We start from the raw sequence: 26,814 nt of genomic DNA on the forward strand, positions 1-26,814 counted from the left end.
TCATTAATCACTTGACTCTTGTACAGACGCGATTAATCGCGTCTCTTCCTAGGCCGAAAATTCGGCAATTCCACAGATGCCAATGACTTACGCCCCTTGGGTGGACGCTGGGGATAAACCACCGGTGAAGGTGAATTGGCATCATTGGTGTTATCACCTGATAACTCTGAGGAAAAATCAGTCGCCGACAATTCCAACTGTGTCAATTGTGAAACATCTGACCAGTAATCTTCAATTTCTTCAACAGGCGTCTCGGTGTGAGATGAAGTGGAGGTAGTTGCAGAAGGATTAATTTCTGCTTCCAACTGCTCCTCTTGTGGATTTTCTAGTTCCTCATCGTCTTCTAGGATTGTTGCTAAACTCTCCCACATAGGCGGATTAGTATCTACATCCGTTTTCGCAGCAGGTGATGGTGATGCAGATGCAGGCTGAGAGGTGAAAAACATTTGGATTAGACTATCTAATTGCTGATCTAAATTTGATGAACCCAAAGGTGAAACAGTTTCCGGTGTATCTGGGGAATCATCAATTTCTGGAGAGGGGCTGGGTTCTGCTGGCGTTGGCGTATCTTTCTTAACTGTCCAGTTCCAAGAAGATGATGCTGTCGGAGTGGCTTCATTTCTTTGGAATGGCTGTGGTGTTGAGGGTTCACCCCAAGAATTATCTAAATCATCACTCAACGATTCTGGTTCTGTTGACCAAGGTTGAATTGGCTGTGCGTTAGGAAACAAAGATCGAGCTTTTTTAGAGAATCTTCCTTGTCCACTAGTTATGTCTTTGGGATGTTTTGCAGTATCTTCTAGGGAGTCATAGCTAGGAACCGATGTATCTAGACATTTTTCCAGAGCCGCTTTGAATTGTAGCGTCTGGCGTTGTTGTCGCATCAGTCTAGTACGTAACTCCCGACAAGCATTTTCTGATTGCAATAGCTGCTGAGACTGTTCGTTATTGTGAGTGTGTAGTAACGTACATTCTCGCTCTAACTGGGCAAGGCGTTGTTGGCTAATTTCTAGCTGTGCTTTATAACTATCAATAAAAAGTTCCTGGCGTTGAACAGTTTGTACAGCAGTTTCTAATTGTTGAAATAGGGATTTTGTCTGTTCTTGAGCCGCAGCCAGTTCCTGGGTATGTTGGTTGAGCATCGACTCACTAACGCTGGAACGCGTTTTCTGCCACTGCAAAACCTTTTCAGACTCAGCTAGATTGTCTTTTAGCTGCTCCACTTGTTCATACAAGTTATTGTTAGCCGCACGCAATTCTTCATTCAATGCCAGCAGGTTCTGAAATTCCGAGTCAATAAGTGCTTGTTTGCCGCTTTCCGGCTCTGCAACCCAGTCCTGCTGCGTGGTATCTTGTGAAAATTGTGTATCTTCAGCTGGCATGAGGAGTGGCAGTTTTCTAACTGTCATATTGTCATTAGGTACAACTGAGTAAAACGGGCAACTCGCCTGTTCAGATTGTGGCGAATTAGCAGAATTTAGGGATTCGATCACAGCCCCCTTGTTTGAGGTGTCAGCTTCATTCATCACTCTTGACCCACCTGCTTAAAAATATTCAGCAGTGCTGGCATTAGCATTGCTTATAAACTGTGTCTAATCAGGGTTTGCTCTAAAAGCTAAGTTTAACTCTCTCCAAGCACCAGCAATTAATCATCAATTGATGTTCCCCATTTTGGATTTAGACTGATGCCGTTATAACACTATGATCCTCTTTCCCGTCAAGAAGAGGATGAGGGGGATGAGGGGGAGAGAGGAAAAACCCGATACTTAAAAACTAAATTGTATTGGCTGATGAAATTTTTTTACATGAAAAAACTGCACACTTATATACTTTATTATCTATAATCGCATCTTTCTAAAGATATAAATCATGAATGTCTCCTGCAATACATTTTGCTACTGACTTATTTAATACTTAGGATCGATGTCAGTACAAGTATCTATTATTCAATGATAATTCTGTAATTCTGAGCGATCGCTATTTAAGTGACTTCCAGTGAAAAAACACCCCATGATCGGGTGTAACATCTGTGCTACCTGAGAAATGTACAAATAATTTGGGATAATTTATTTTTATCAGCCCCTAATGCTACCGAATAACTCAGAGCTTCTACTATATCTGTATTGTTAGAAAAACCTGATTAGTACGAACAAATACTTATAAAATATAGTTAAAGAAGTAACAAAGTCTCTAAGTAAAATAATAAAACTTTTTTAAAGAGTAATCTCAGTTTAGTACGGGCTTTTTTCACGGTAAATACAGTAATAGTAAGCAATTTCAGTTTTAGTTAGTTATAAGCTTTTCTATTAACTTGTCTTCAATACATCAAGTTTGTTTAATGACTACGAAAAAATTATTTAAAGTATACTTAGCTACTTAGCTATTTTATTTACAATGTGCTTTTATTTACAATAAAATATCTAAATTAAGAATTAGTACGGGTATCATTTTTAATTAATTTATTAAATAATAATGGGAATAACCGAGTTTTCAACTAGAAACCAAGTAATTATGAAGACTATGATTACTGGCGCTTGATCTGATGACAGGGGAAACAAAGCGTTGTGACAATTAGGCTTTTTCAAAGAAATCAAAATTTAAAATCAAGGATGCTAAAGATGACTGACGTACTTACGAGGGGTATAAATATATCCGAACTATTTAGCATTCCAATGCCGGACTACCAAAAGTTTTACTGTCAGCGATTCCTAGAGGCGATAAAACTTGACTACACGATGGCGGGTCATCCATCGTGTGCTTTTTGGGTTATCAATTCTATCAAAGTTAATCAGAGTGAAAAAGACACGCACTTTCTATTTGTTTCAGAGGGCGAAGTTACCCTCAACAGCAGTAATGGAGAGTTCTTATTGCGAAAAAACTGCTTTGCCGCAGTTCCAGGGAACTTTTCTTTAGATGGTACAGCCCAAGTGTTAGTCGCAACACGACTAAACTACACTGGACTTTTCACAATTGGGGGGCCGATTGAACCATTAGGGCGATTGAATTATATTAATGGTTGCTCTTCTACGGTTCTGATTAATCCTTTAAGACGTGGAGAACCCTGCTTAAATTTCCTCTACGTTCCTCCAGGTGTATCTCAAACTCCCCATACCCATCCCTCATTGCGGATTGGGCTTGTTGCTGAGGGTAGTGGAACTTGTCAGGTGGACGAAGGAACGTTCAAAATGGAGTCGGGAACGGTCTTCTGTCTTCCAGAAAACAAGTTACATAGCTTCAGTGCAATTGATAATTCCTTAAGAATCATTATCTATCATCCAGATTCTGATGTCGGACCAACTGATGATTCCCATACGATGCTGAATAATACTTTTGTTGGAGAAAAGTCAGCCAAAGTTCTGGATGCGATTAGAACAAAATAACCATGCTTATCAACGAAAATCGGCGGTAATCCCATCCCAACATTCTTGGGTGTCGGGGATAGCCGCCCGCCGATTTAGTCATTAGTTATTAGTCATTAGTCATTGGTACTAATGACGAATGGCACTAAGAAAAGCTCAAAGACTTATGTCGCCTCGTTAAGAGCCTCTAGGCTCTTAACGAATTCCCAGAGGCTCCGCCGAGGCGTCAAGAAACAGGAGGCGGAGCCTCGCAGAGTGGTTTCCCAGCCTGGAGGCTTGTTCCAGTCATTGGTACTAATGACTAATGACAAATGACTAATGACTAAAAACTCCATCCCGCAAGTGGCGTGGAGTTTTTTATAATAAAGCCAACTTGACTAAATGAGGATTTCTGACTTGTGCAACTGTAAACCACTATATACCTGCTTTAGGAGTGCTGATGATTTTGCTAACAAGCGATACTGAAACAAAGCCGACACAGGCGATGCGACAGGCGATCGCAACTGCTGAAGTTGGAGATGAGCAAAAAGGAGAAGATCCGACCGTTAACCAGTTACTAGAAAGGGTTGCAGATTTACTAGGCAAAGAAGCCGCCCTTTTCTTTGCCTGTGGAACCATTTGCAACTTTGTAGCAATAAAGACCCATACTCGCCCTGCTGATGTGGTGCTAGTAGAACAGATGGCACACATTATTCGAGCTGAATCGGGGGGTGCAGCGATGACTTCTGGTGTACTGATGGAACCGATTGCCAGCGAGCGAGGAATTTTTACAGTTGATGCTCTAACTCAATCACTTGAAAGAGTCGCAACTGCTCCTTACCTTTACTCTCCAATTCCCCGCTTATTGTGTGTTGAGCAAACCCACAATTTTGGAGGGGGTTCAGTTTGGCGGCTCAATGAACTACGTGAGGTTTGCGAGTTCTCCCGTCAAAAAGGTTTAGCTACCCACATGGACGGGGCACGACTTTTAAATGCAGTTGTGGCATCTCAAACTACAGCCAAGGATTTTGCTGCCTGTGTTGATTCTGTCTGGATTGACTTTACTAAAGGACTGGGCGCACCAATCGGTGCTGTTCTTGCGGGTACACGGGAGTTCATCTCTGAAGCACGTCGATATAAACACATTTTTGGTGGCGCAATGCGTCAAGCTGGTATTGTCGCAGCAGGTTGTCTTTATGCACTTGACCATCATGTTGAACGTCTACAAGAAGACCACGACAACGCAACTTATCTGGCTCAACGACTGAGTGAAATCGAGGGAATTACAGTTCGAGATTATAAACCTGAGACAAATATTGTTTTCTTTGATGTTTCAAGATTAGGACTCGACAACGCCATGTTTCTCACTCTGTTACAGCAGTATGGTGTGAAAATGGGAGCCGTTGGTCATTCTATTCGGGCAGTCACTCATTTAGATGTTTCGCGGGCTGATCTCGATTTTGCACTTGGTGCTATTTCCAAAGTTGGAAAATTATCGTCGCATTAAGATAAGGAAGATCGGGGAGTAGCGTTCCGCTTACCGTTCTTACAAAGTAATGCGAGTCGGAAACCGTCCCCACAAACTTTGCGCTTTCTGACCGTTCAGGAATAAAAATATTCTCAAACCATCGGTCAATGTTACGCGATGCATTCAAATCTCTGTCTGCCTCGTAGCCGCAGTCAGGACAAATGTAAACGCGGTTTTCCCGTCAAGAAGAGGATGAGGGGGATGAGGGGGATGAGGGGGATGAGGGGGAGAGAGGAGAAACCCCATACTTAAAAACTAAATTGTATTGGCTGATGAAATTTTTTACATGAAAAAACTGCACGACAATATACTTTATTATCTATAATCGCATCTTTCTTAAGATATAAATTTAAAATCTCTCCTTCAATACATTTTTATACTGACTCATTTATTACTTAGAATTGATATCAGTACAAATATTTAGTATTTGATGATAATTCTGTAATCTTGAGCGATCGCAAATATTTTCTCAAATTGACACTTTTGTAGTGTAATTGTAGTATAGCTGACACCTATGCACAGCTAGCTGTGCGCCCATACTGTTTATTAAATTTAGAATTTTTCTAAAATCTATTTTTTTCAAAAGAGGTGAGCTATGAGTATTTTTAAAGTTGAAGTTGTCAAAATCAACAGCATTAATCCTCATCCCAATGCTGATAGGCTAGATATTGCCTCTATTGAAGGTATGGGGTATCAAGTAATTATAGTCAAAGGTAACTTTCACCCTGGAGATTTAGCTTTTTACTTTCCTATTGATAGTGTTATTCCAGAAAACTTTTTAGATAAGTTTGGTATTCGTAATTACTACTCGAAAAAACTGCGTGCTGCCAAACTTCGCGGAATTTTTTCTGAGGGTTTGCTTATTCCCGTTGGTAATAACTTTATGGGAAATGTCGGAGACGACTACACGGAGTATTTTGGTGTAACAAAGTACGAATATCCAATTCCTCAAGGGATGAGCGGGGAAGTAGAAGGTTTTATTGGACATTACAAATTCCCCAGTCCAGAAAACCTGAAACGTTACAAAAATATCCTAATTGAAGGTGAAGAAGTTGTTGTAACAGAGAAGTTGCACGGAACTAATTTCACTGTCTTAGTTGATGCCGATGGCACAACTAAAATTGGCAGCCATAATTACTTCTGGAAAAACAGCGAAGTAAACAAAACATTAGTTTATATTCGTGCTTACAACGAAAACGAGGCTTTCCAAAAACTTCCGCCAGGAACTCAGATTTTTGGGGAAATCTACGGCGTACAAGATATCAAATATGGCTTGAATAATGGCAATATTGGAATTGCTATATTTGCTGTGCGTCGCGGTAGTCATTTTCTCAATTACAGCGATTTTGTGGCTTTTTGCGAGGAATTTGCTTTACCGAGAGTACCTGTGCTTTATAGCGGTGCTTACACTTGGGAAGCGGTGTCTCAGTTCAATAATGCCAATAGTGTAGTCAGTCCGAATTGCATCATGGAAGGCGTTGTTGTGCAACCAGTCATTGAGAAAACGCATCCAGAAATAGGTAGAGTAGTCTTGAAGTTGATTAGCGATCGCTATCTGCTCCGTAAGGATGGAACTGAACTCCATTAGGTTCAATTCGAGTTTTGGTGGCGACACCTTAACTCACCTTCCGAATGGGAGCATCTCAATGAGTGTAAAAAGCCTTGTAAAACCTCACCCCAACCCTCTCCTTAGTAAGGAGAGGGAGCAAGAATCTTGTTTCTCATCTGGTATATTTGCAAAACTCAGATGCTCCTTACGAATTATTCTCTCAAGGTAGCCACCGGGGATGAAATCCGGCTAAGGGGAGTTTTTCTGGTCTAATTTCTACAGTCGTAGCATCGGCGATGGGCAACAGAGGCATTAACCATAGGCTACTAGTAGCGATCGTATCTCCATCATCAGTTTTCAAAGTGTTTGCGGGTAATGATGCTGTTGTGTTTGTCTGCGGTACTACTTGGTCAAATAACAAGCCCAAACCGTCGGCAGATAAACTCATTTGCACATTCCGTTGAGCGGGAGGCAATACTAGCAGTGGTTTCTGTTGCCCAGTTTTCAGATCAATTGCCACCACATAAGGCTGTTCTATATATTGTTCCTTGGATACTAGCTGTGTCAGCAAGCAATAGAGGGTGGGTGAGGCGATGTCAAATTGGCAGCTGAGAATTGAGCCTGTAGTTTTTAATAGCTGTTTCTGCACACCTTGGTTTGTCACCAAAAATAAATCTCGCGTGTAATCTGTATTAAACTTTACCATCGCTGCTTGAGAGCCATCTTTGGAGAAAGCCTGTACCAAACCAAACTGCGGCAGAAAATCTAGGGGTTTACTGGCATCACCTTGCAGTGGTAAAATTGCCGCTCCCTGTCCTTGAGCAACTGCTACGGCTTTACTATCTGGTGTGATCATAAAGTCTCCCCCCGGTTGGCTTTTTAGGCGTTTCGGGGCGGGTTTTTCTCCTGAAGCGTCACTGGTTGCTGGCATAAACCATAGTCCAAAGTCGCCAGGATTAGTTTTGTTTCCGCGCTGGATGACAATAGTTTGTCCATCGGGTGATAAGTCAAATTTCAGGTTTTGATAATCTTTACTATCTAAAGTTAGGTCAACTTTGCCTGCTGGTTCTGCTTCTTGTCCAGATTTACTAGAAACGCCTGTTGTGACTGTGTACAGTTGGGCTGAAAGTAAGTCTTGGTTGTTTGCGGCGCGGGCAGAAAATAAAATTTTCTCCCCATCAGGAAACGATTCAAAGTCGATTACTATCAGGTCTTTAGGGGTAAGTAACCTTTTTTGCTCTTGGGTCAAGTTGTAAAGAACTAACCGTCCCTGTTCTTGTTGATCGGTTCCGATGTAAAGGATGACGCGATCGCGTGTGCGGAAGCTACCTACAAAGGGTTGTATCACCCGATTTTTGCCTTCTTGTTCCGCAAACTTATCTTTGGCTCCCTGTAACTGCACTTTATAATTCGTGCCATAGGGTGCTGGTGTCACCAGTGTATAAACCATCCGCCGCCCTGCCCAACTGTATTTACCTGCTAGGGGTGGCTCGATTTTTAAGTTATCCTCGACGCTTTTTATTTCCATTGGGCGGCTGAAGGTCAGGGTGAAGGAGTTATCTTCTGCCCCAATTTGTTGATTTTGCCAGGTAAATTCCCGGACACGAGCTGTTACCACATCACCTTGCAATATCATCAACCCAATCAGCACACTCAGCAGTAGCATTAGTGCGATCGCTATGCGATCCAGTGGTTGGATAAATGCTTTAGATTTAATCATTTGTTATGGGGCATAGGGCATTGGGCATTAGACAAATGACAAATGACAAAGGACAAATGACAAATGACTAATAACTATAAGGATTCTGCGGTTGAGGAATCTTTTTAAGAGAGGTAGCGGCAATGGTAAGTTGGCGTTTACCTGACAAATTTTCTGTAACCATTTGTCCTTCAACTTCCAGCCAGGTATCAGCAGAGTAACGCTCTTGATTATCTTGTAGTTTCACGGGTAATCCCACAGGGTAAGCATCTGCTGCACAGCAAGTTAAGACAAATCGCGCTAAGAACAAATATTCTTTGCCTATATCGGACGGGTGGATGACAAATCCCTGCACCTTGACTTTTTGACCTGTATATGTATCTGGTTCTGGATAGACATTCACAGTACGTACCCAGTCTACAAGCGATCGCTCCTCTGGACGAACAGTAGCCCGAAAAGCTTGGGGTTTGACGCGTGTGCTTCCCAATAAATCAGCCGTCACACCCCTTTGGAGTGCTTTGTCACTAGCAAAAACTTGCGGTGTAATGATAAAACCCAGAATCGCTGTAGTCAACAACAAAGCACTGCCCCAACCAGGGGGAAATAAACTAATATGCGGGGAGTTTGGCGTCACATCACGGCTACGCTTCTGCCAAAGTTCCTGCATCTTGAAGAAACCAATAATGATCAAGCTGATACCAGTCACGACCACAAACCAAATGTAATTTGGGTGAATTAACAGGTTCAGCTTGTTAGTTAGCCAATATCTCAACATCAAAACGCCCCAAGCTGTAATTGCTATAGCATCCAGCCAAGGGAGTAACAGATTTGGGATTTTAGATTTGGGATTTTTATTAGTCATTGGTCATTAGTCATTAGTCATTGGTCATTAGTCATTGGTCATTGGTCATTAGTCGTTAACAAAGGACAAAGGACAAATGACAAATGACAAATAATTTTTAAAGGACGTGCAAGTTCAGGAAAAGGGTGAATACAAATGTTAATTGTGCTGCTAAAGCAAATAAGTAAAAAACTGTTTTCGGTTTAAAAATGGATAACAGCAAACCAATACCTTTGATGTCAATCATTGGCCCAAACACCAGGAATGCCAACAATGAACCACTGCTAAAGGTTGAGGCAAAAGATAGGGCAAAGAAAGAATCAACTGTAGAACAAATTGACACCACTACTGCTAATATCAGCATGACCACAATTGAAGTAATCGGCCCAGCACCCAAACTGAGAATTAATTCACGGGGAGCTAGGATTTGAATAGCAGCAGCGATCGCACTTCCTATAACCATGATTCCGCCCAGTTCTCGGAATTCTTGGATGCTATTATCCACAACTAGGCGCAGTTTATCTGCAAGCGGTTTATTAGAAGTAGAGTTTGAAGTAGGCGGTACAAAATTAGCATCTATCCGCAGAGGTATACCCGCTTTTCCCCCTAAGATATAAGTCCCGGATTGCAAGATATTCGGTACCGTTGCTTCCTGTTGTACTTCGTAACGTTTACCACGGCGTTTGGTTTCAGGCTGCGCGGGTGGATTAAACTTCATATAACGAGCGATCGCAGGTTGGAGTATAGGATTTAAGTCCTTTTGAAAACTGAAAACATACCCGATAATTGTGGCAATTACTAGGGAAAATACGACTCGTAAGACCACTATTTCCGGCTGATCTCGAAATGCTGTCCAAGTTGACCAAATTACAATTGGGTTAATAGTTGGTGCTGCTAGCAAAAAACCAATTGCGACTGGTGTGGGTACTCCTTGAATCAGGAACCGCCGCGCTACCGGTACATTCCCGCACTCACACACCGGAAATAAAAAGCCGATCAGACTGCCAACTAAAGCACCCAGCAGTGGATTTTTGGGCATTTTTTCTACTAATTTGCGCTCATCAACAAAAAACAGCAGCAAACTGGAGAATAAAACCCCAAGAAGCAAAAAAGGCATCGCCTCGACTAGCAGACTTAGAAATAGCGTAAAACCATTGTTCAATTGATTCATGGGCGTCGCAGTCAAAAGCGGTTTTGAGTTTTAGGGTTCTGCCTAGTCATTCATTCTATCGAAATGGGGATCAAAAGCAGTTCGGGAAAGTTAAACATTATTTAAGTAGCAAGTTATCCTACCTTGCAAGTAGCGCTTAATCGCTGCAAACCTTTGATTCAGCCGAAATAGTGATTTTTACCTGAGTGCATTTACCGACGATGACCATTTCTAAGATTGTCTAAGTTCAGAAATTGTTCCGATCTAGAGGGCAAGTAACTGCATAGATGATTTGAAATTACCTATGTCTATACTTACAGTAATTTGCTGAATCAGATATTAGCTCGGCTGCATATTCATCAAGTATTCACAGTTATTCAACATTTGGCGTAGGCGTAGCCCGTCGTAGACATCGCTCTTGGTTGCTACCATCATTGATTTTGGCTAGTTCTGGCAAAATTTGATCTGAGCTTTGGTTGATTTTGTACTACAAAAACTCTCAAAAGGCAAGACTAAATTTTAGCAAACCCGGTAAATGCTGCAATACCTTGTCCTAAGAGGATGTTTGAAAAGTATTAGGCGAATAGAATAGAGCCTCCGGCACGCTACTACACAAGCGAAGTCTCAAGAGGACTAAATACAAAATTTTAAGCGATATATTAGGAATCATATTTGATTTCTGAAAAAATCTCGGTAGTCTTGTAGCGGACCCTCTAGGCTAAAATGTTGTAAAAAAATTGTAGGTTGGGTGGAGGCTTTGCGTAACCCAACATCCTGATAATCAGTTGGGTTGCGCTCCGCTCCACCCAACCTACGTCTACTAAATACAAAATTTTAAGCGATATATTAGGAATCATATTTGATTTCTGAAAAAATCTCGGTAGTCTTGTAGTGCATTTCAAAAATCAAATACTAGTCCTATAGATAGCTATACTCTGTAAAAACGAAAATTTCAGTCCACTTCAGTGGACTTGAGCTATTAGCCCCGAACTTCAGTTCTGGGCGGGATTGCCTGTGTGCGCGACACTTTGACTAAATCCCCATTACAAAACTTTACTTCCGACTTCTTTAACCGAGTACCGTGGGTCTAAGTCCCCGGTTCAATAACCGGTAAGTTTTGGGTCGGGGTCTAAATAAGAGTCACAAAACTTAATTACGAATTACGACTTCCGACTTCCGACTTGTTTAATTACGTTTTAGTGGAATCCCCCAAATCTTGATTTGTTGATCAAATCCACCACTGGCAAGAATTTTACCATTTGGACTAAAAGCGATCGCGCTTACCCAGTCTGTATGTCCACTCAGTGTATTTATTAACTCACCTGTAGTTAAATTCCACAATTTAATTCCATCTCTACCGGCACTAGCAAGGGTTTGTCCATCGGGGTTAATGGCGATCGCATTCACCCAGTTATTATGTCCTATGAGGGTGCGGACTAATTCTCCAGTATTAATATTCCATAGTTTTATGGTGCGATCGCGGCTAGCACTTACTAATGTTTCTCCATCTGGCGTAAAGATGACACCGCTAATAGCATCAGAATGAGCGACAAATTCACTGATTAATTTACCAGTACTCAAATTCCACAGCTTGATTACACCCTTATCATCACCACTAGCCAAGGTCTGTCCATCTGGACTAATGGCCAGGGTATAAATCAAATTATCAAAACTTACTAGAGTCCCTAGAGGGCGTTGCTGTAGTAAATCCCACAGACGAATCCCATCCAAACCTCCACTAATCAGAACTTTACTATCACCAGACACCGCCAAAGATAATACGTTACTGGTATGTCCGACAAAAGAGCGGCTAAATTTTAAATTTTTCAGGTTCCAGAGGTTAATCGTATTGTCATCACTACAGCTAGCGAGGGTTTGCCCATCTGGGGAAATCACTAAAGATTCTACGGCTGCTTTGTGTGCTTTGGTAATATTCGCCAACTTTTTGCCGTTTGCTGGATTCCACAGGCGAATTACACCCTCGTTTTCTGCACCTCCACTCACAAGAATTTTGCTATCTGGACTGAAAGCAAGGGATTTAACGGTTCCGTTATGTCCTTTGAGTGTGTAAAGTAGTTGGGCATTAGCAAAGCTATTGGTAGTTTGGGAGTTTTGCGTTACTTCGGCAGCATGAGCTTTATGAATGTAAAACCCTTGCCAGGTAGTCACTGGAAGGGCAACAGCTGTCATAAATGTCAGGATAATATACCGCCGCAGAAAATTACTCCCACATCTTCCCTCACTACTCACTCTTTTTCCTCACTTTTATAGATACAGTTACCCCAATGAATTGTGCAGAGTTATTACTTAATAACTCTGCACTTCCTAAAGAGGTGGTTTTTTCTTAGAAACGCTTAACATTGGTAAAGGCGGACTAGAAGAACGAGAGGGCAAATAATATTGCACTACAGGCTCCTCTGGTACAGGACGACGCTGCTGGAAACGCCACAACTTAAAGGCTAACGCTATCCCTGTTGTTCCCAAACCAAAAGCCAACAACGACCAGCTATCATTGAATCCACCAATCAGGGCATCCATAACGCCCATCGTCATCAATACAGTGATTAATGGCTCTTTTCGGTAGGTTGACTTCAAAAAACGAGGTAATACAGCATTCATCACAGCTTGGTTGGTTCCAGTTCACCTTGTGTGTATATTTACCAAGAATACCTGCTATATAAAAACTAGACAAGTCTAGATATTTATTTCTTACTTCATCGGGGGCATGGAAGCAGTTAACCCTCAGTAAGCTTTCACGCTTTAGCCAAACGCGATAAAATTAATTGCTAGGTTTAAATCTCTATCAATTAAGTGTCCACAACTAGCACAGTTATAAGTCCGCTCAAACAAGCGTATTGGTTGAATAGTTTAAATCTACTATTACTATTTTGGCGTAACTCCTGCATAAATTCGCTATCAATTGTTAAAGTCAAAACCAACTGGTTGTTCCATCTGGTTGAAACTCTTTTAACTACTAGTTTACAACTTTCACCGAAAGCGGCGGGAAGCTCCAACCGTTGGGGCATTGGGTAAACAGGACATTGGTAATTCTTCCCCATGCCCTATGCCCCATTCCCCATTCCCAAAAACTCAATTCCCTTGAGTGGGTGCAGTTTTTCATGTTGTGCTTGTTGCTGGCACTACTTCAGACCCAGCCATGATAGCACCCCTTGATTACTTGTATATTCAATCACCAGCATCAAGGCGAAGCCAATCATTGCTGCTCGACCATTCAAGCGTTCAGAATATTCGTTAAAGCCAAACTTAGGCTCTTGTAGTTTAGGTGTAATCGTTGGTTGTGTTTGTGTCATTTTTAAGAAACCTTTTTTCGGCAAACGGGACTTGATATGAAACTTCGCAGCAGTTGTCGGGGAAGTGTGGTTTTCCCCTTAACCTTTACTCTACACTTGGTAACTTATGAGCGGATTGCAGTGCTTGAATGGCAAGATGACTTGAGAAATTCAGCAAAAGCTTCCTAATAGGGAGCTATACGATCGCTCTTTTAATAAATTGTTACTATTCTTTATATATTGTATAAATACTGGGGCAATAGTCAAGGGTAAGAGTTTGGGGGTACTCAGATTAAATTGAGAAACTTAGGACAGAGATTAGCTATCTCTAATACAGCTATCCCCTATAGAGAAATAGCAAGCTTGAGATTGGCAGGCTACAGTTAAACAAAAAAATTATCAGAGGCGGTATATGGAAATCGGCGTTCCCAAGGAAAATAAGGATCAAGAATTTCGGGTCGGTTTAAGTCCTTCTAGTGTACGGGTGCTGCGAGAAAATGGTCATAGCATCTTCGTCGAGACGCAAGCAGGTAATGGTGCTGGATTCTCAGATGACGATTACAGAAGCGCTGGAGGCGAGATTGTCCCGACATCAGAAACGGCTTGGAATCGGGAATTGGTTGTTAAAGTCAAAGAGCCTCTGACATCTGAGTATAAATTTTTGCAGAAAGGGCAGATATTATTTACTTATTTACATTTAGCAGCCGATCGCAAATTGACAGAGCATTTAATTGATTGTGGCACTTGTGCGATCGCCTACGAAACCGTAGAACAACCTGGTGCTAACAAACTACCCTTGCTCACCCCCATGAGCGTGATTGCCGGTCGGCTAGCAGTACAATTTGGGGCGAGATTCCTAGAACGTCAGCAAGGTGGTAGAGGTGTGCTTTTGGGCGGTGTCCCTGGAGTCAAACCAGGTAAAGTAGTAATTTTAGGTGGTGGCGTTGTCGGCACAGAAGCAGCTAAAATTGCTGTGGGCATGGGTGCGATCGTCCAGATTTTAGATGTGAGTGTCGATCGCTTATCTTACTTAGAAACCCTCTTTGGCTCTAGAGTCGAATTGCTTTACAGCAACTCTGCCCATATTGAAAATGCAGTCATTGAAGCAGATTTGCTCATTGGTGCAGTTTTAGTACTGGGACGTAGGGCACCAATATTAGTATCACGCGAATTGGTTAAACAAATGCATCCTGGTTCTGTAATCGTTGATGTTGCTGTTGACCAAGGTGGTTGCATAGAAACCTTACACCCTACATCCCACACAAATCCGGTATACGTTGAAGAGGGTGTGGTGCATTATGGCGTTCCCAATATGCCAGGAGCAGTACCTTGGACAGCAACTCAGGCACTCAATAATAGTACATTACCTTATGTTGTGCAGTTGGCGAATTTGGGAATTTTGGCACTGGAAGTTAACCCAGCATTAGCTAAGGGTGTGAATGTGCAGAATCATCGCTTAGTGCATCCTGCTGTGCAAGAGGTATTCCCTGATTTGGTAAATTAAGGTGTGCAAGTATGAGGCGATCGCTTAATTTTAATCGAGATAGCGATCGGCAATCAGACTAATTTTCTTGCCAAAGGCGCGGATGGGTAGGTGTACAAAATGAGAAGGGGCAAAAAATGGCTGCATCTCCATCTATATAAGACTTTAAGGGCAATAGTACTTTTAACCCATCCGCCCACCTTATGGCGACTGGTTTTCAGCGATTTGCATCTCATACTTTTACCATTCCCTGTGTTATGACTGAGTGCATAATGCATCAACAGGTTTTAAACATAGTTTGATGGAGAACGACAAAAATTATTAAGATAGTTATACATTTTGCGAAATAAAGGGCATTTTCGTTGGACTTCCTCTGGGCGAATATCTTGTAATAGTGCCGGGGTATGCAATCCTTTAGAATAGCGTGTCGAACGGCTATCAAATTCAGCTAAAACACTCGAATCAACTAGTGTCTTTGATAGCTTTTCTCGACAACAATCTCTGTCTTCATCATATTCACTAAATGATTCTGGTTCATTAAAAGGAATATTTTTTTCCTGACTAAGCCAGTAACGCATCCGCTCGTGTCTACCTTTAAAATCTGGATGTCTAGCTATTGAGTTACTCCAATCTGCAATAATCCAAGCTTCCAGTTCAGGAGCAGCAAACCCAACAAATATTTGAATATCAGCACATTCTGGTATACTTAATATCCCATCTAAGATTTTCTTTTCTTGAACCTCTAGTGTGCGGCAATCTAAATCGTCAAACACTAAAATTAGATTACATTTATTTGGTTCACATCTTAAGACAATAGGTAGTTCCTTACTGATTTGCTCAATTAAACTTTGACCTGTTCTGCCATAACTATTTCCCTTACCAGGCTTAGGCCCAGGTTTTTTACGGACTGGTGTTTTTCGTTCAAATTTACAATTAGAAAAATTTTGTTCTAAAAAAGGGATTAATCCTCTAACTTCAGCTTCCCCACCCCCAGAAAAAACCCATACTACCACGGCCATCCTCCAATACTGGGGTCGCCAACACGGTATAAATCACCTAATTGCCATCCTTCTTCTAGCTTGTCATTAAGCATTTCTTTGGAGAGTGTTTTTATGGAGAAATGCGTTTTATCTTCTGAATAAAAACAAAAAACATTTTCTAAACAATCTGTGAAATAGTCTAGAAGATCAGGGCTGTGTGTGGTAATAATCACTTGGGTTTTTATAGCAGCTTTTTTAATCCACTCTGCTAAAATTGGCATCCATGATACGTGCAATCCTAGTTCGGGTTCATCAATTACTAGTAATGAAGGAAGAACTGGTGAATGCAATATAGTAGCCCAACAAAGCATCCGCACAGTTCCATCTGACATTTCATTGAGATAAAAAGCTTCTTTTACGTCACGAAAATACCACTCTACTGTCAGAGACAAACGGCCAGAACGGATAGGTCTAAGACGATGACTATTTGGTAAGATAGCCTTCATCGCTTGGTTAATACTTTCATCAAAGTGTATATTATCCAGAGTTAAATTATCCAAAACCAGAGGCAAATTATCTCCTGATGAAGATAAATAAATATCACTTCCTCCTATTTTAGGTTCTGCCATTCTAATAAGATTTAAATCCATATTGTTGGCATTATAAAATTGCCATTTTGAGACTAATTCAATTAAATCTCTTCTAATTTTATAAACAGGTGTATTTTCTGGAGGAGATTGGCTATCTTCAAGCAACCGGGGAATAGCAGTAAGACCCAAAAAATTGGTTGGTATATTATCTAAACCTTCAAAATGAGTTTTGGAAACCTGGCCTGGTTCATCATAAACTGATACAGCACCCTTGCCAACTTCTCTGGCATGAAACTTATAATAATAAAAAGGGGTAAATGCAGTTGAGTCATATAAATTTTCCCCACTATATAAATATTCTTCTGCGATACTAATACCTCTGGCATTATCTCTATTAACAAAAATGTTTAAATCAAGTATGCTGCTATCTCTTGGAAGTGGAGAAAAAGAAAAACAGTATGCAAGTCTTACTCTAGCAGGACTTTCCACACTGACATCTAAAATTCTATTGCTACCGATTTGAGCAACTGCATCTTCAAAACTACTGACACTTCGACTTTCATCAGGAATTTTAGTTAGGCTATCTTTTAAAAATTTCAAGCAGCTGATAAAATTGCTTTTACCTGAACCATTTGAACCTATAAAAATATTGAGATTTTTTAGTCTAACTACCTGGTCTAGAGATAGATTTTTATAATTTTTAGTAATAAGAAAGCGAAGATGGGGTTGATTCATGGGATAAAAAAAAATCTGTAGTAAGTTGGCAACTAGATAATACTATTTTTTTATTGGCGTACTTGACATACTTGGCGGTTCGTCATCACTCAGATTTTTCATAACTCAGATAGGATTGCGATAGAATTTGTCGCTGAGGTGATCGAGTTTTTATATTATGATTAACTTTAGCGATCGCATGAGTCAACCCAACAATTCGTCTACAGCTACACTAAAACCCTGTAATACTTTTTGAGAGCTAACCACATCACCAGCTTTAAACCCGCAAACCTGATTATCAGTCATTACAAAAACTAACCGACTTTCAGGAAATACTAGCCAAATTTCCTCGCAACCAGACTGCAAATACTCCTGCGCTTTTAAAAATACCTCCTCAGCTAAATCAGTGGGTGAAACTATTTCAGCAATCAACGGAAAACTCTGTGGCAAAGTGGGAACATTGCCAAATTGAGCTACTAAATCTGGTGTCAGATAAGCCACATCAGGACGACGACCCTGTTTATATGTGCGACAAGGTACTTCAGTGTAAACTTTCCCACCTTGTTGATTGGAGTTGATGTAACTTCTCCAGTAAAAGTAGATATTGCCTTGAATTTCGCTATGTTTTAATGTCATCCCTGTTTTTTCTATTAGTTGCTCGTCTACCCACTCCATACCCTCTGGAGGATTTGCCATGAAGTCTTCTAATGAGAGGATTTCGGGGACGGATACAACATCGTTGTGTTTTGAAACTAACATTGTGAGCCTCCACTTTGGCTAGTTGAACATATTAATAATTCAAAATTCTTGCATTGAAGAGAGTGGTAAAATCAATTTTTTAAAGCATTACTAAACTACCTTGTGCTTCTTCCTCTAGTTCATAACCATTAGCCAGTTTTTCAATTGCTTGGTCAATCATTGCCAAACCCTGATCTACCTTTTCAACTACACTTAACTGTCCTCGGAGTTCGGCAGCACCAACGAAACCTTTAGCATACCAAGTCATGTGCTTGCGGGCTTGACGTACACCGCGATCGCCTTTATATTCCCACAAGGCTTGTAAATGATCTCTTGCACATTCCAAACGCCCAATTGGGGTTGGTGGTGGTAATATTTCCCCAGTTTTCAGGAAGTGATCAATTTCTCCCACCAAAAACGGATAACCCAAAGTTCCACGGGAACACATCACACCATCAGCGCCAGTTTGTTCTAAACATTTCACCGCCGCTTCAACAGAAAAAATATCTCCATTTCCAATCACTGGAATAGAAAGCACTTCTTTTACACGGGTAATCCATTCCCAACGGGCATTGCCGTTGTATCCTTGGGCGCGGGTGCGTCCGTGTACTGTGATCATTTTTGCCCCTGCATCTTCCATCCGCTTGGCAAAATCAAGAATGGTAATTTCGTTGTCATTCCAGCCAATACGGGTTTTTACTGTCACAGGGACATCAACAGCTTTTACCACTTCCCGCACAATTGCCTCTGCTACTTCTGGTTGTCGCAACAACGAAGAACCGCCACCATTTTTAGTGATTTTATTAACCGGACAACCCATATTAATATCAACAGTATCAGCCCCTTCTGCAACTGCCTTTATTGCCGCTTCTGCCAGGAAATCTGGACGACAATCAAATAGTTGAACGCTAATTGGGCGTTCATTGGGGTCTACCTCCATGATTTTGGGTAACTGCTTGACATAATGCAACCCCGTAGCATTTACCATTTCGGTATACATCATCGAATCTGGGGCATAGCGACGCACGAGACGGCGAAACACCAAATCTGTCACCCCAGATAGAGGCGACTGGAGAACCCGACTTTTGACCTCGAATGAGCCAATTTTTAAGGGTTGGGAGAGTCTAGCTTGGAGAATGGGAGAGAGCGAAATCATAGAAAAAATTAAAAATTGTGGGGATGGAAAATAGCAGGAATATTTAGGGGTATCTTTGATATTTGTTTCAAATCACTTAACCCAAACATACCTTCAATCTCCTCTCGACTCATTGTCGGAAACTTGTAAACTAATATTGTCTCTATCAATGATAGTGAATTTTTTACAGCCGTTGAAAAAGTTAAACAAGCCATTGAACTATTAAAAGAATATCGTACCGCCCTAATCACCAACGCCGTCACAGGTAAAATAGATGTACGCCAACTCCCCATCCCCTAACCCCAGAAGCCACCATGACACAAATCACCCTTTCCGACCTCCCCGAAACCGTCCAAAACCTAATTAACCAAGCTCAAAAAACAGGCGAACCTCTCACCATCATCCAAAATGGTATCCCCTTCGCCATCATTTCCCCCATTAAGAAAAAATCTCTCCTGGAAACCCTTTCTACCCTTGAACCACTGGACGAAGACTTTGCCGATGTGGACGAAGAATTATTACCCTTAGATGATATTAAGTTTTAAAGATGAGTTATTTGTACTTGCTAGATACAAACATCATTTCCGAATTAATTAAAAACCCCAGAGGAGTTATATTCTCAAAAATTCAAGATGTCGGAGAAGACAAAATTTGTATAAGTATTATCGTAGCTTGTGAATCAAGATTTGGAGCTAAAAAAAAGAACTCTCAAAAGCTCATAGAAAAACTTGAAATAATCTTGGATAGTATTGAAATACTACCCCTAACTCATCCCGTAGAGCAATATTACGCAGAAATCCGCACGGATTTAGAACAGCAAGGTAAACCGATTGGAGGTAATGACTTATTAATTGCTGCCCATGCTTTGACATTAAATCTAACAGTTATTACCGCCAATGTTCGTGAGTTTTCCCGCATTCCTAATTTAAAAGTAGAAAACTGGCTCAAACCTGATTAAAAAAGCTAACAAGTTTCTATTCCCTAACTCCAGAACTCACTATGACTCAAAAAACCTATCAACTCCCCCTAACCTTCGAGCAAATTCTTAATCTTGTCCTACAACTTCCCAGTCAGCACATTTTCTGAAAAGGTGTAATCAACGATCGCAAATTCCCCGTCGTCAACATCTTGGATGGCTACCACCGTATCAACAGGGTAGTGTTTCAGGTTTTCATGTTGGTTCCTGGGTTATTTCGCTTGTCAAATATCGCTGACCAGCGATTGCCGATTAATTCAAAAAATATCCCCGGAAATTCATAAAAATTAGTAAGCCGACGGCAAATCAGCAGTCGGCCTAGCAAATTCATGATGTTTCAGTTGCAATTTAGCCGTGAGTTGCACCTTGAGGGGGACGCGAGACAACCTTTTTGGCTAAACCCAAAGTCTGCAAAACTAGGATGCTCCACCAAGTAACATCAATTTCCCACCAAGACAACCCAGATTTCGCCATGTGAGGATAAGTATGATGGTTATTGTGCCATCCTTCTCCATAGGTGACGATGGATACCCACCAAAGATTACGAGCGCCATCGTTGGCATCAAAGGTGCGATAACCCCACAGGTGTGATGCGGAGTTCACAAACCAGGTTGAGTGCCAAAGCAAGACACACCTAACAAACACTCCATAAATTACAAAAGGCCATCCTCCTAAGGCATATAGCAGCAGCCCAAAAGGTATTTGCAACAGCAAGAAGTAGCGATCCAGCCAGCAATAATAGGGTTGTCTTGCTAGGTCAGGGGCATATTTTTTATAGGTGTCATAGTCAAAAAATTCTGGACGCGGGTAGAAAATCCACAGTATATGACTCCACCAAAATCCTCTTTGGGCAGAGTAGGGATCTAGGTCAATATCTTCTGTGTGGGCGTGATGCTGGCGGTGTCCACCTACCCAAAAAATTGGCCCGCCTTGCAAGGCCAGCGCTCCAATCAGGGCGATCGCATACTCTAACCACTTGGGAACTTGGAAACTCCGATGGCTCAGTAGTCGATGATATCCCAGGCAAATACCAATGCTCCCGAATAACCAGTGGAGAAACACTAATAAACCTAATGCTGACCAGGAAAAAAACCAAGGAGCCAGAAGTGCTAAGGCATGAAATGCAGCAAAAAATACTACATTTGTCCAACTGAGTCGAGGTGAGTTGCCTCTCTCACGGGCGATCGCCCCAAAATTTGCGGTCATAAAAATTCCTGTTGATGGATGATCGAGCGATTTACTTTTTATTGGGCATAATCTCACAGGGATTTACCCACTTTGTACACCAGTTCGTTACAGTGAGTCAGCGCGGTCTTGGGGGTTTCCCCCATTAGCGACTGGCGTTCGCCCTAGGCGTGCCGGAGGCATCACCCGTAGGGTAGAATAAAGCAAGTATCACTTACATTTTTAATGCTAGCAGAACTCTAATTTTCCTGCAAGTGCCACTTGCATTTTTCTATGCCGTCTCAACTCATTTCCACTCGTCAACGCCTGATTCAAGCTGCACTTGAGTTGTTTTCTGCTCAGGGAGTCAGCGCCACCACAACCCGCCAAATTGCTGAAAAAGCTGAAGTCAACGAAGTGACTCTATTTCGGAATTTTGGCAATAAGCATGGGCTGCTTTTGGCTGTGCTGGAAGAGTCCGCAGCTTTCAAGGATTTAGGTGAGTCGCTGGTGAGGCGGGCAACGCCTCCCGGCAATGTCTACCAAGCTCTTAAAGATTATGCAAGTGACAGCTTACATGCATTAGAACGAGTGCCAGAGTTTGTCCGGTCTGTGGTAGGTGAAGCCGACCAATTCCCGGCAGAAAATCGCCGCGCACTAGGCAGGGGAGTAACAGAGGCAAACCGTTATGTAGCTCAGTATTTAGCTACTGTAATCCAGCAGGGACACTTAAATACCTATTTACCCGCAGAAAAATTAGCCAGTTTGCTGAATGGAATGATCTTGGGATATGCCGTAATTGAGTTCACCAGCGAATTTCACGAACTTTGGGAGGATCGGGATGATTTTCTGGAAAATTTGGTGGAGTTGTTTTTACATGGAGCCATGTCATCCTCGGAGGAATCAGCAACCAACTGCTTACAAGGAGGGTTTATTACCACAGAAGTAGCTGATTTACCAGCTAGTTTAGTTCACGAAATTCTGCAACAAGCCAGGAAATTGGGAATCCGAGATTATGCCTTGGCTTATGTGTTATTTGGGGCTGGGTTATCGGCCACAGAAATAATTAGCTTGGAGCGATCGCACCAAATATACGATACTCAAGGGTACTTTCTACAAATCACAATCCCAGGATTTGTCCGTCAAGTACCTGTGAATCAGTGGATTTTGAGCAAACGCTACGGCTCTTACAATAATAATCCTCTAATTAAATGGCTGAAAAGCCGTAAAGATGCTCAAACAGCCATGTTTTTGAATGAAACAGGCAAACCGCTCTCAGAATCAGAGCTTCAGACACGTTGGCAAGTATGGAGTGAGGGACTGTTAACTCCCCAAGGACAAAGGCCAGCTATAGTACAGGCACAACAAACCTGGCGCGTAGAAATGTTAATGCGGGGGATTAGCTTGGAAAACTTGACTATTTTAACAGGTTGCGATCGCACCCAATTACAACCCTATGCCCGCCGAGCCAGAGAAAAAGCCGCCCTAGAACAAGCCACCCGTTTGGATCATAAGCCAGGATAGGGAGTGGGGAGATTATTTATCAGTGAACAGTGAACTGATGACTGATAACTGAATCGGTCAGCATGATGCAGTTAAACGATTAAGGTAAAACAACAGAGGTTTCTTTACCATTGTTGTTTGCACCATTCAAGGTTGTAGCTGTACTCTCAGATGGGGATTGGGTGTTGCTCGAACGGCGTGATAATTTCTTGCGTGGCTTGCCTCCCGCCTGGATATATTGCAAACTGTTTTTGCCATAATGGGTTACTACACTCATTAACATCTTTTCAGAGTAGCCGCGCAATTCTTCTTCAATTAGAGAGATGCGACCTGCCATTTCATCTATATTAGAGAGTGAAGTGTTGTAGGTAGATAGCTCGGTTTGCAAGGTTTGAATGCGGTTGTCGTAGTCTGTCAAACTTAATCCGTTGCCAAATTCTAGCGTAGAGCTAATGGATCGCATTCCTGCAATTCGACGGATAGCCTTTTCGAGAGTCGTTGAACTGCGTTTTAGTCGTGCCATGAAATGCGCTCCTGAAGGAGGTTATAGGATTACTGCATATACTCTAGCCAATGCAACCCTAAACTTCTCTGAGAAATAACTCGGAAAAATTAAAGCAAATTAAGATCGACTTAATTATTTTTAGTGGATTGTACTGAAAGATTTATTAAAAAAGTTACACTTGATCAGTAGCAGATACCTTAAAGTCATGTTGAGGTACTTTGAAATCGTGTTGAAGTACTTTCAAGTCATGTTAAGGTACTTTGAAATCGTGTTGGAGTACTTCCAAGTCATGTTGAGGTACTTTCAAATCGTGTTGGAGTACTTCCAAGTCATGTTGAGGTACTTTCAAATCGTGTTGGAGTACTTCCAAGTCATGTTGAAGTACTTTCAAATCGTGTTGAAGTACTTCCAAGTCATGTTGAGGTGCTTTGAAATCGTGTCGGAGTATTAGATGATGGGTTTTCTTAGCCTAACCTAAGTTATGGTGAAGGCGATCGCGCCCAAAAGTATCATAAATATAATTCAACTATAGGACTCGCCTTAGAGGATGTTTGAAAAGTCCTCTTGTCGGTATCAAAAGTTTTAGATCCCCCTAAATCCCCCGATAAATTGGGGGACTTTGATTCCGGTTCCCCCCTTTTTAAGGGGGGCTAGGGGGGATCAATAAGTGCCTAAAGTCACAGCGAAAAACTTTTCAAACAACCTCTTAGAAAGGCTACGGTGTACCACATAAGTTATCCAATCACTACCAGTCCTCGAATTACCCCACCCTAACCCTCCCCTTATAAAAGCTACGGTGTACACACAAGTCTTGTCGCAGCCATATCATTAATAAATCTTGCACTACGTTTCTATCCCGCCTCGGAATGAATTCCGAGTCTCATAGCCCAAGTCCACTTAAGTGGACTGAATAATCAATTTAGTCCACTTAAGTGGACTTCAGCTATTAGCCCTGAACTTTAGTTCTGGGCGGGATTGCCTGTGTGTATGACAGTTTAACTCTGATAAAAATGTGGGTAAAAGAGTTGAAACCTATGTGGACATTACTTGTGTGTACACCCTAACCGAAGGTGTAATGCGGCACTAGCGTGTTTACCCCTTTAAGACTCGTAATTTTATAAATACCTAAAAATCCGAAAAGTTGTACAGTAAGCTTGTGTATATGACTATTAATACTAAATCTAAGTGCAAGCTGATGGTAGAACCTCTAACGGCAGCAGTAATTGTCTCTTTATTTTTCTCAGAGGCAATTAAAGAAGGTGGAAAAGCTTTAGGTAAAAGTGCGGCTGATACATTTGCTCAACTGGTAAACACCATTCAGGAGAAGTTTAAGGCACATAGTGTAGATGGAATACTGACACTAGTACAGAATCAACCAACAGAACCGAATAAGGCTATTTTCCAAAGTGTACTGCAAACCCAAATTGATGCTGATGAAGCGTTTGCTCAGAAACTTAAAGAATTAGTCGAGCAGCTACAAGCACAAGATGAAAAAGTTCGTCAGGTAATTCTGAGTGAGATTGAATTAACTGGTGATTTAAAAGCCAAAGACATCAGCCAGAAAGCCGCGCGGGATGGTTCAGTTTCACAGGAAATGCTCAAAGGGGTGAAAGCTACAAACATTGATGTAGGCAACTTAAATCAAGAAGCCTGAAATCATGACTAATCATTCAGACTCTCAAGTTCCCAGACAAGAAATTTTTAAGGATGTCCAGGCTGACAATATTACACTCAGAGATATTACCCAGATTTACAAAATCGTAAACAATTTGGGTGAGCTTCCTAAACCAACAGGTTTCCCCCAAAATATTCCTGCTAGCAACACAGATAAATTTGTCGGACGAGAAAGAGAATTAGAACGCCTCCACCAACAGCTACAAAGCAATCATTCGGTGGTAATTGCTGCTGTTGAAGGTATGGGGGGAGTTGGTAAAACCGAATTAGCAATCCAGTATTCATTGCTACATTTACAGTTGGACAATTACCCTGGCGGTATCTGCTGGTTAAGAGCCAGAGAGTCAGATATTGGGCTACAAATATTACAATTTGCTACAACAGACTTGGGCTTGCACCCACCAGAGGATTTGGAGTTACCAGAACAAGTACGTTGGTGTTGGCAACATTGGCGACAGGGGGAGACGCTAATAGTTTTTGATGATGTTAAAAATTTCAGTCACGTCAAACCGTATCTACCACCCCAACTATCCCAGTTCAAAGTACTAATTACTACACGCCTCAAATTAGATTTAGCTAGTTCTTTGTTTTTGAAGGTTTTATCAGAGACAGACGCACTCTTATTACTAGCTCAATTGATTGGAGAAGAAAAGCAAAACCAAGAATTAGCACTTGCTAAAGAACTTTGTCAGCGTTTGGGCTATTTGCCCCTAGCTTTGCAATTAGTTGGCAGGTATGTAAAGAAACGCAAGATAACTTTAGCTGATATGCTAAAACGGTTGGAGGAAAAAGGGTTAGGACATCCTTCGTTAGTCGTGAAGGAAAATGACCCCACTTGGACTTTAAACGTAAAAAATGGAGTAGCGGCGGCTTTTGAGTTGAGTTGGTCAGAATTAAGTGATGATGCCCAACAATTAGGATGTTTACTCAGTTTATTTGCTTTGGCTCCAATTCCTTGGTCTTTGGTGGAAGGTGCTGCAACAGAGCAAGATTCTGAAGAATTAGAAGATGCCAGAGTTGAATTAGAAAATTTGCACCTTTTACAGGGTGGAGATACTTATCAATTACATCAACTAATTCAAGAATTTCTGAGAAATAAGCAAAATAATTTAGTTAATGCGAAGGAACAAAAAGATAACTTTTGTAAAGTTTTCGTAGAAGTGGCACAGAGTATTCCCTCTTCACCAACTCTACAGTTAATTACAAGTGTCAAAGATGCGATCGCACATTTAGCAGAGATAGCACAAAATCTGACTGATGCAGTCAGTGATGAAAATTTAATTTGGGTTTTTGTGGGATTAGATAGATTTTATTCTGGACAGGGATTATATGCGATCGCAGAACCCTGGTGTAAGCAATGTGTATTAGTAGTACAAACCCGCTTGGGAGAAGAGCATCCCTCAGTAGCCTCCAGTTACAACAACCTGGCTTTTCTCTACAATTCCCAAGGACGGTACAGCGAAGCGGAACCACTGTATAAAAAAGCATTATCACTCTGGCAACGGCTGCTGGGAGAAGAGCATCCCTCAGTCGCCTCCAGTTACAACAACCTGGCTCTACTCTACAAATCCCAAGGACGGTACAGCGAAGCGGAACCACTGTATAAAAAAGCATTATCACTCTGGCAACGGCTGCTGGGAGAAGAGCATCCCTCAATCGCCTCCAGTTACAACAACCTGGCAGCACTCTACAATTCCCAAGGACGGTACAGCGAAGCCGAACCACTGTGTAAAAAAGCATTATCACTCAGGCAACGGCTGCTGGGAGAAGAGCATCCCGATGTCGCCACCAGTTACAACAACCTGGCTTTTCTCTACAATTCCCAAGGACGGTACAGCGAAGCCGAACCACTGTATAAAAAGGCATTATCACTCAGGCAACGGCTGCTGGGAGAAGAGCATCCCGATGTCGCCACCAGTTACAACAACCTGGCTTTTCTCTACAATTCCCAAGGACG

Annotated in this window: 25 protein-coding genes and 2 pseudogenes; 10 read left to right on the forward strand and 17 right to left on the reverse strand. The window is 41.7% G+C overall.

All coding sequences use genetic code 11. The annotated features are described in order from the left end of the window. Positions 1-32: 32 nt before the first annotated feature. Positions 33-1,526 carry a hypothetical protein gene (locus V7K27_RS11840; protein ID WP_334947359.1) on the reverse strand — a complete coding sequence of 498 codons (1,494 nt, stop codon included), beginning with the start codon at positions 1,524-1,526 and terminating at the stop codon, positions 33-35. A gap of 640 nt (positions 1,527-2,166) precedes the next feature. Between V7K27_RS11840 and V7K27_RS36465 the strand changes: the two genes are divergently transcribed. From V7K27_RS36465 to V7K27_RS11850, 3 genes are all read left to right on the forward strand, one after another. Next, positions 2,167-2,217 carry a hypothetical protein gene (locus V7K27_RS36465; protein WP_442947612.1) on the forward strand — a complete coding sequence of 17 codons (51 nt, stop codon included), beginning with the start codon at positions 2,167-2,169 and terminating at the stop codon, positions 2,215-2,217. A 401-nt stretch (positions 2,218-2,618) separates the two neighbouring features. Further along, positions 2,619-3,380: a cupin domain-containing protein gene (locus V7K27_RS11845; protein ID WP_334947318.1), complete on the forward strand. Its 762-nt coding sequence runs from the start codon at positions 2,619-2,621 to the stop codon at positions 3,378-3,380. A 418-nt stretch (positions 3,381-3,798) separates the two neighbouring features. Then, positions 3,799-4,845 (forward strand): threonine aldolase family protein, encoded by a 1,047-nt coding sequence (locus tag V7K27_RS11850; RefSeq protein WP_334947320.1) that lies wholly within the window; start codon positions 3,799-3,801, stop codon positions 4,843-4,845. Here V7K27_RS11850 and V7K27_RS11855 read toward each other — a convergent pair. Then, positions 4,811-5,035 (reverse strand): annotated as a pseudogene (locus tag V7K27_RS11855) (zinc ribbon domain-containing protein); the annotation flags it as partial. The gene V7K27_RS11850 and the pseudogene V7K27_RS11855 sit on opposite strands and share 35 nt — an antisense overlap. A 426-nt stretch (positions 5,036-5,461) precedes the next feature. Here V7K27_RS11855 and V7K27_RS11860 point away from each other — a divergent pair. Beyond that, on the forward strand, positions 5,462-6,454 hold the full coding sequence (locus V7K27_RS11860) for an RNA ligase (ATP) (RefSeq protein WP_334947322.1): 993 nt from the start codon (positions 5,462-5,464) through the stop codon (positions 6,452-6,454). A 181-nt stretch (positions 6,455-6,635) separates the two neighbouring features. Here the strand turns inward: V7K27_RS11860 and V7K27_RS11865 are convergent, their stop codons facing one another. From V7K27_RS11865 to V7K27_RS11895, 7 genes are all read right to left on the reverse strand, one after another. Further along, positions 6,636-8,135 carry an Ig-like domain-containing protein gene (locus tag V7K27_RS11865; RefSeq protein ID WP_334947324.1) on the reverse strand — a complete coding sequence of 500 codons (1,500 nt, stop codon included), beginning with the start codon at positions 8,133-8,135 and terminating at the stop codon, positions 6,636-6,638. Positions 8,136-8,202: 67 nt separating this feature from the next. Beyond that, positions 8,203-8,976 carry a TIGR03943 family putative permease subunit gene (locus V7K27_RS11870; protein WP_334947326.1) on the reverse strand — a complete coding sequence of 258 codons (774 nt, stop codon included), beginning with the start codon at positions 8,974-8,976 and terminating at the stop codon, positions 8,203-8,205. A gap of 97 nt (positions 8,977-9,073) precedes the next feature. After that, complete coding sequence (locus tag V7K27_RS11875; RefSeq protein WP_334947360.1) at positions 9,074-10,126, reverse strand: permease; 1,053 nt, start codon at positions 10,124-10,126, stop codon at positions 9,074-9,076. Positions 10,127-11,290: 1,164 nt separating this feature from the next. Beyond that, positions 11,291-12,295 (reverse strand): WD40 repeat domain-containing protein, encoded by a 1,005-nt coding sequence (locus tag V7K27_RS11880; RefSeq protein ID WP_334947328.1) that lies wholly within the window; start codon positions 12,293-12,295, stop codon positions 11,291-11,293. A gap of 135 nt (positions 12,296-12,430) precedes the next feature. Further along, positions 12,431-12,724, reverse strand: coding sequence for a hypothetical protein (locus V7K27_RS11885; protein ID WP_334947362.1), 294 nt, complete (start codon positions 12,722-12,724; stop codon positions 12,431-12,433). Between the two features lie 188 nt (positions 12,725-12,912). Then, positions 12,913-13,164, reverse strand: coding sequence for a hypothetical protein (locus tag V7K27_RS11890; RefSeq protein WP_334947330.1), 252 nt, complete (start codon positions 13,162-13,164; stop codon positions 12,913-12,915). Between the two features lie 81 nt (positions 13,165-13,245). Continuing rightward, on the reverse strand, positions 13,246-13,416 hold the full coding sequence (locus tag V7K27_RS11895; RefSeq protein WP_334947332.1) for a chlorophyll a/b-binding protein: 171 nt from the start codon (positions 13,414-13,416) through the stop codon (positions 13,246-13,248). Positions 13,417-13,807: 391 nt separating this feature from the next. Here V7K27_RS11895 and ald point away from each other — a divergent pair, with 391 nt between their 5' ends. Then, a complete protein-coding gene (gene ald, locus V7K27_RS11900) occupies positions 13,808-14,899 on the forward strand; it encodes an alanine dehydrogenase (protein ID WP_334947334.1) in 1,092 nt (363 codons plus the stop codon). Positions 14,900-15,165: 266 nt separating this feature from the next. On the opposite strand, the gene V7K27_RS11905 is transcribed toward ald, so the two are convergent. From V7K27_RS11905 to V7K27_RS11925, 5 genes and pseudogenes are all read right to left on the reverse strand, one after another. Then, positions 15,166-15,891: a DUF4276 family protein gene (locus V7K27_RS11905; protein WP_334947336.1), complete on the reverse strand. Its 726-nt coding sequence runs from the start codon at positions 15,889-15,891 to the stop codon at positions 15,166-15,168. Continuing rightward, entirely contained in the window at positions 15,885-17,183 is a 1,299-nt protein-coding gene (locus tag V7K27_RS11910; RefSeq protein WP_334947338.1) for an AAA family ATPase, read from the reverse strand. Before V7K27_RS11910 ends, V7K27_RS11905 begins: the two co-directional genes overlap by 7 nt. A 183-nt stretch (positions 17,184-17,366) precedes the next feature. Continuing rightward, positions 17,367-17,921, reverse strand: a complete 555-nt coding sequence (locus tag V7K27_RS11915; RefSeq protein ID WP_334947340.1) for a Uma2 family endonuclease — start codon at positions 17,919-17,921, stop codon at positions 17,367-17,369. Positions 17,922-18,000: 79 nt separating this feature from the next. Beyond that, a complete protein-coding gene (gene dusB / locus V7K27_RS11920; protein WP_334738589.1) occupies positions 18,001-19,056 on the reverse strand; it encodes a tRNA dihydrouridine synthase DusB in 1,056 nt (351 codons plus the stop codon). Positions 19,057-19,118: 62 nt separating this feature from the next. Beyond that, positions 19,119-19,211: pseudogene (locus V7K27_RS11925) on the reverse strand (DUF2887 domain-containing protein); the annotation flags it as partial. Positions 19,212-19,349: 138 nt separating this feature from the next. Here V7K27_RS11925 and V7K27_RS11930 point away from each other — a divergent pair. After that, positions 19,350-19,580 carry a type II toxin-antitoxin system Phd/YefM family antitoxin gene (locus V7K27_RS11930; RefSeq protein ID WP_334947342.1) on the forward strand — a complete coding sequence of 77 codons (231 nt, stop codon included), beginning with the start codon at positions 19,350-19,352 and terminating at the stop codon, positions 19,578-19,580. 17 nt (positions 19,581-19,597) lie between these two features. Continuing rightward, positions 19,598-19,993 (forward strand): type II toxin-antitoxin system VapC family toxin, encoded by a 396-nt coding sequence (locus tag V7K27_RS11935; RefSeq protein ID WP_442947610.1) that lies wholly within the window; start codon positions 19,598-19,600, stop codon positions 19,991-19,993. 205 nt (positions 19,994-20,198) lie between these two features. Here V7K27_RS11935 and V7K27_RS11940 read toward each other — a convergent pair whose 3' ends face one another. Together V7K27_RS11940 and V7K27_RS11945 are read right to left on the reverse strand one after the other, a co-directional pair. Continuing rightward, complete coding sequence (locus V7K27_RS11940) at positions 20,199-20,342, reverse strand: hypothetical protein (RefSeq protein ID WP_334947346.1); 144 nt, start codon at positions 20,340-20,342, stop codon at positions 20,199-20,201. Between the two features lie 17 nt (positions 20,343-20,359). Further along, positions 20,360-21,217 (reverse strand): acyl-CoA desaturase, encoded by an 858-nt coding sequence (locus V7K27_RS11945; RefSeq protein WP_334947348.1) that lies wholly within the window; start codon positions 21,215-21,217, stop codon positions 20,360-20,362. Positions 21,218-21,469: 252 nt separating this feature from the next. Here V7K27_RS11945 and V7K27_RS11950 point away from each other — a divergent pair, with 252 nt between their 5' ends. Further along, positions 21,470-22,699 (forward strand): TetR family transcriptional regulator, encoded by a 1,230-nt coding sequence (locus V7K27_RS11950; protein WP_334947350.1) that lies wholly within the window; start codon positions 21,470-21,472, stop codon positions 22,697-22,699. A 79-nt stretch (positions 22,700-22,778) separates the two neighbouring features. On the opposite strand, the gene V7K27_RS11955 is transcribed toward V7K27_RS11950, so the two are convergent. After that, positions 22,779-23,201, reverse strand: coding sequence for a hypothetical protein (locus V7K27_RS11955; protein WP_334947352.1), 423 nt, complete (start codon positions 23,199-23,201; stop codon positions 22,779-22,781). Between the two features lie 1,144 nt (positions 23,202-24,345). Between V7K27_RS11955 and V7K27_RS11960 the strand changes: the two genes are divergently transcribed. Beyond that, positions 24,346-24,837: a hypothetical protein gene (locus tag V7K27_RS11960; protein WP_334947354.1), complete on the forward strand. Its 492-nt coding sequence runs from the start codon at positions 24,346-24,348 to the stop codon at positions 24,835-24,837. A gap of 4 nt (positions 24,838-24,841) precedes the next feature. Next, on the forward strand, positions 24,842-26,814 hold a 1,973-nt coding region (locus V7K27_RS11965), incomplete at its 3' end, for a tetratricopeptide repeat protein (protein WP_334947356.1).

Source organism: Nostoc sp., assembly GCF_036919575.1.
GTDB lineage: Bacteria > Cyanobacteriota > Cyanobacteriia > Cyanobacteriales > Nostocaceae > Nostoc.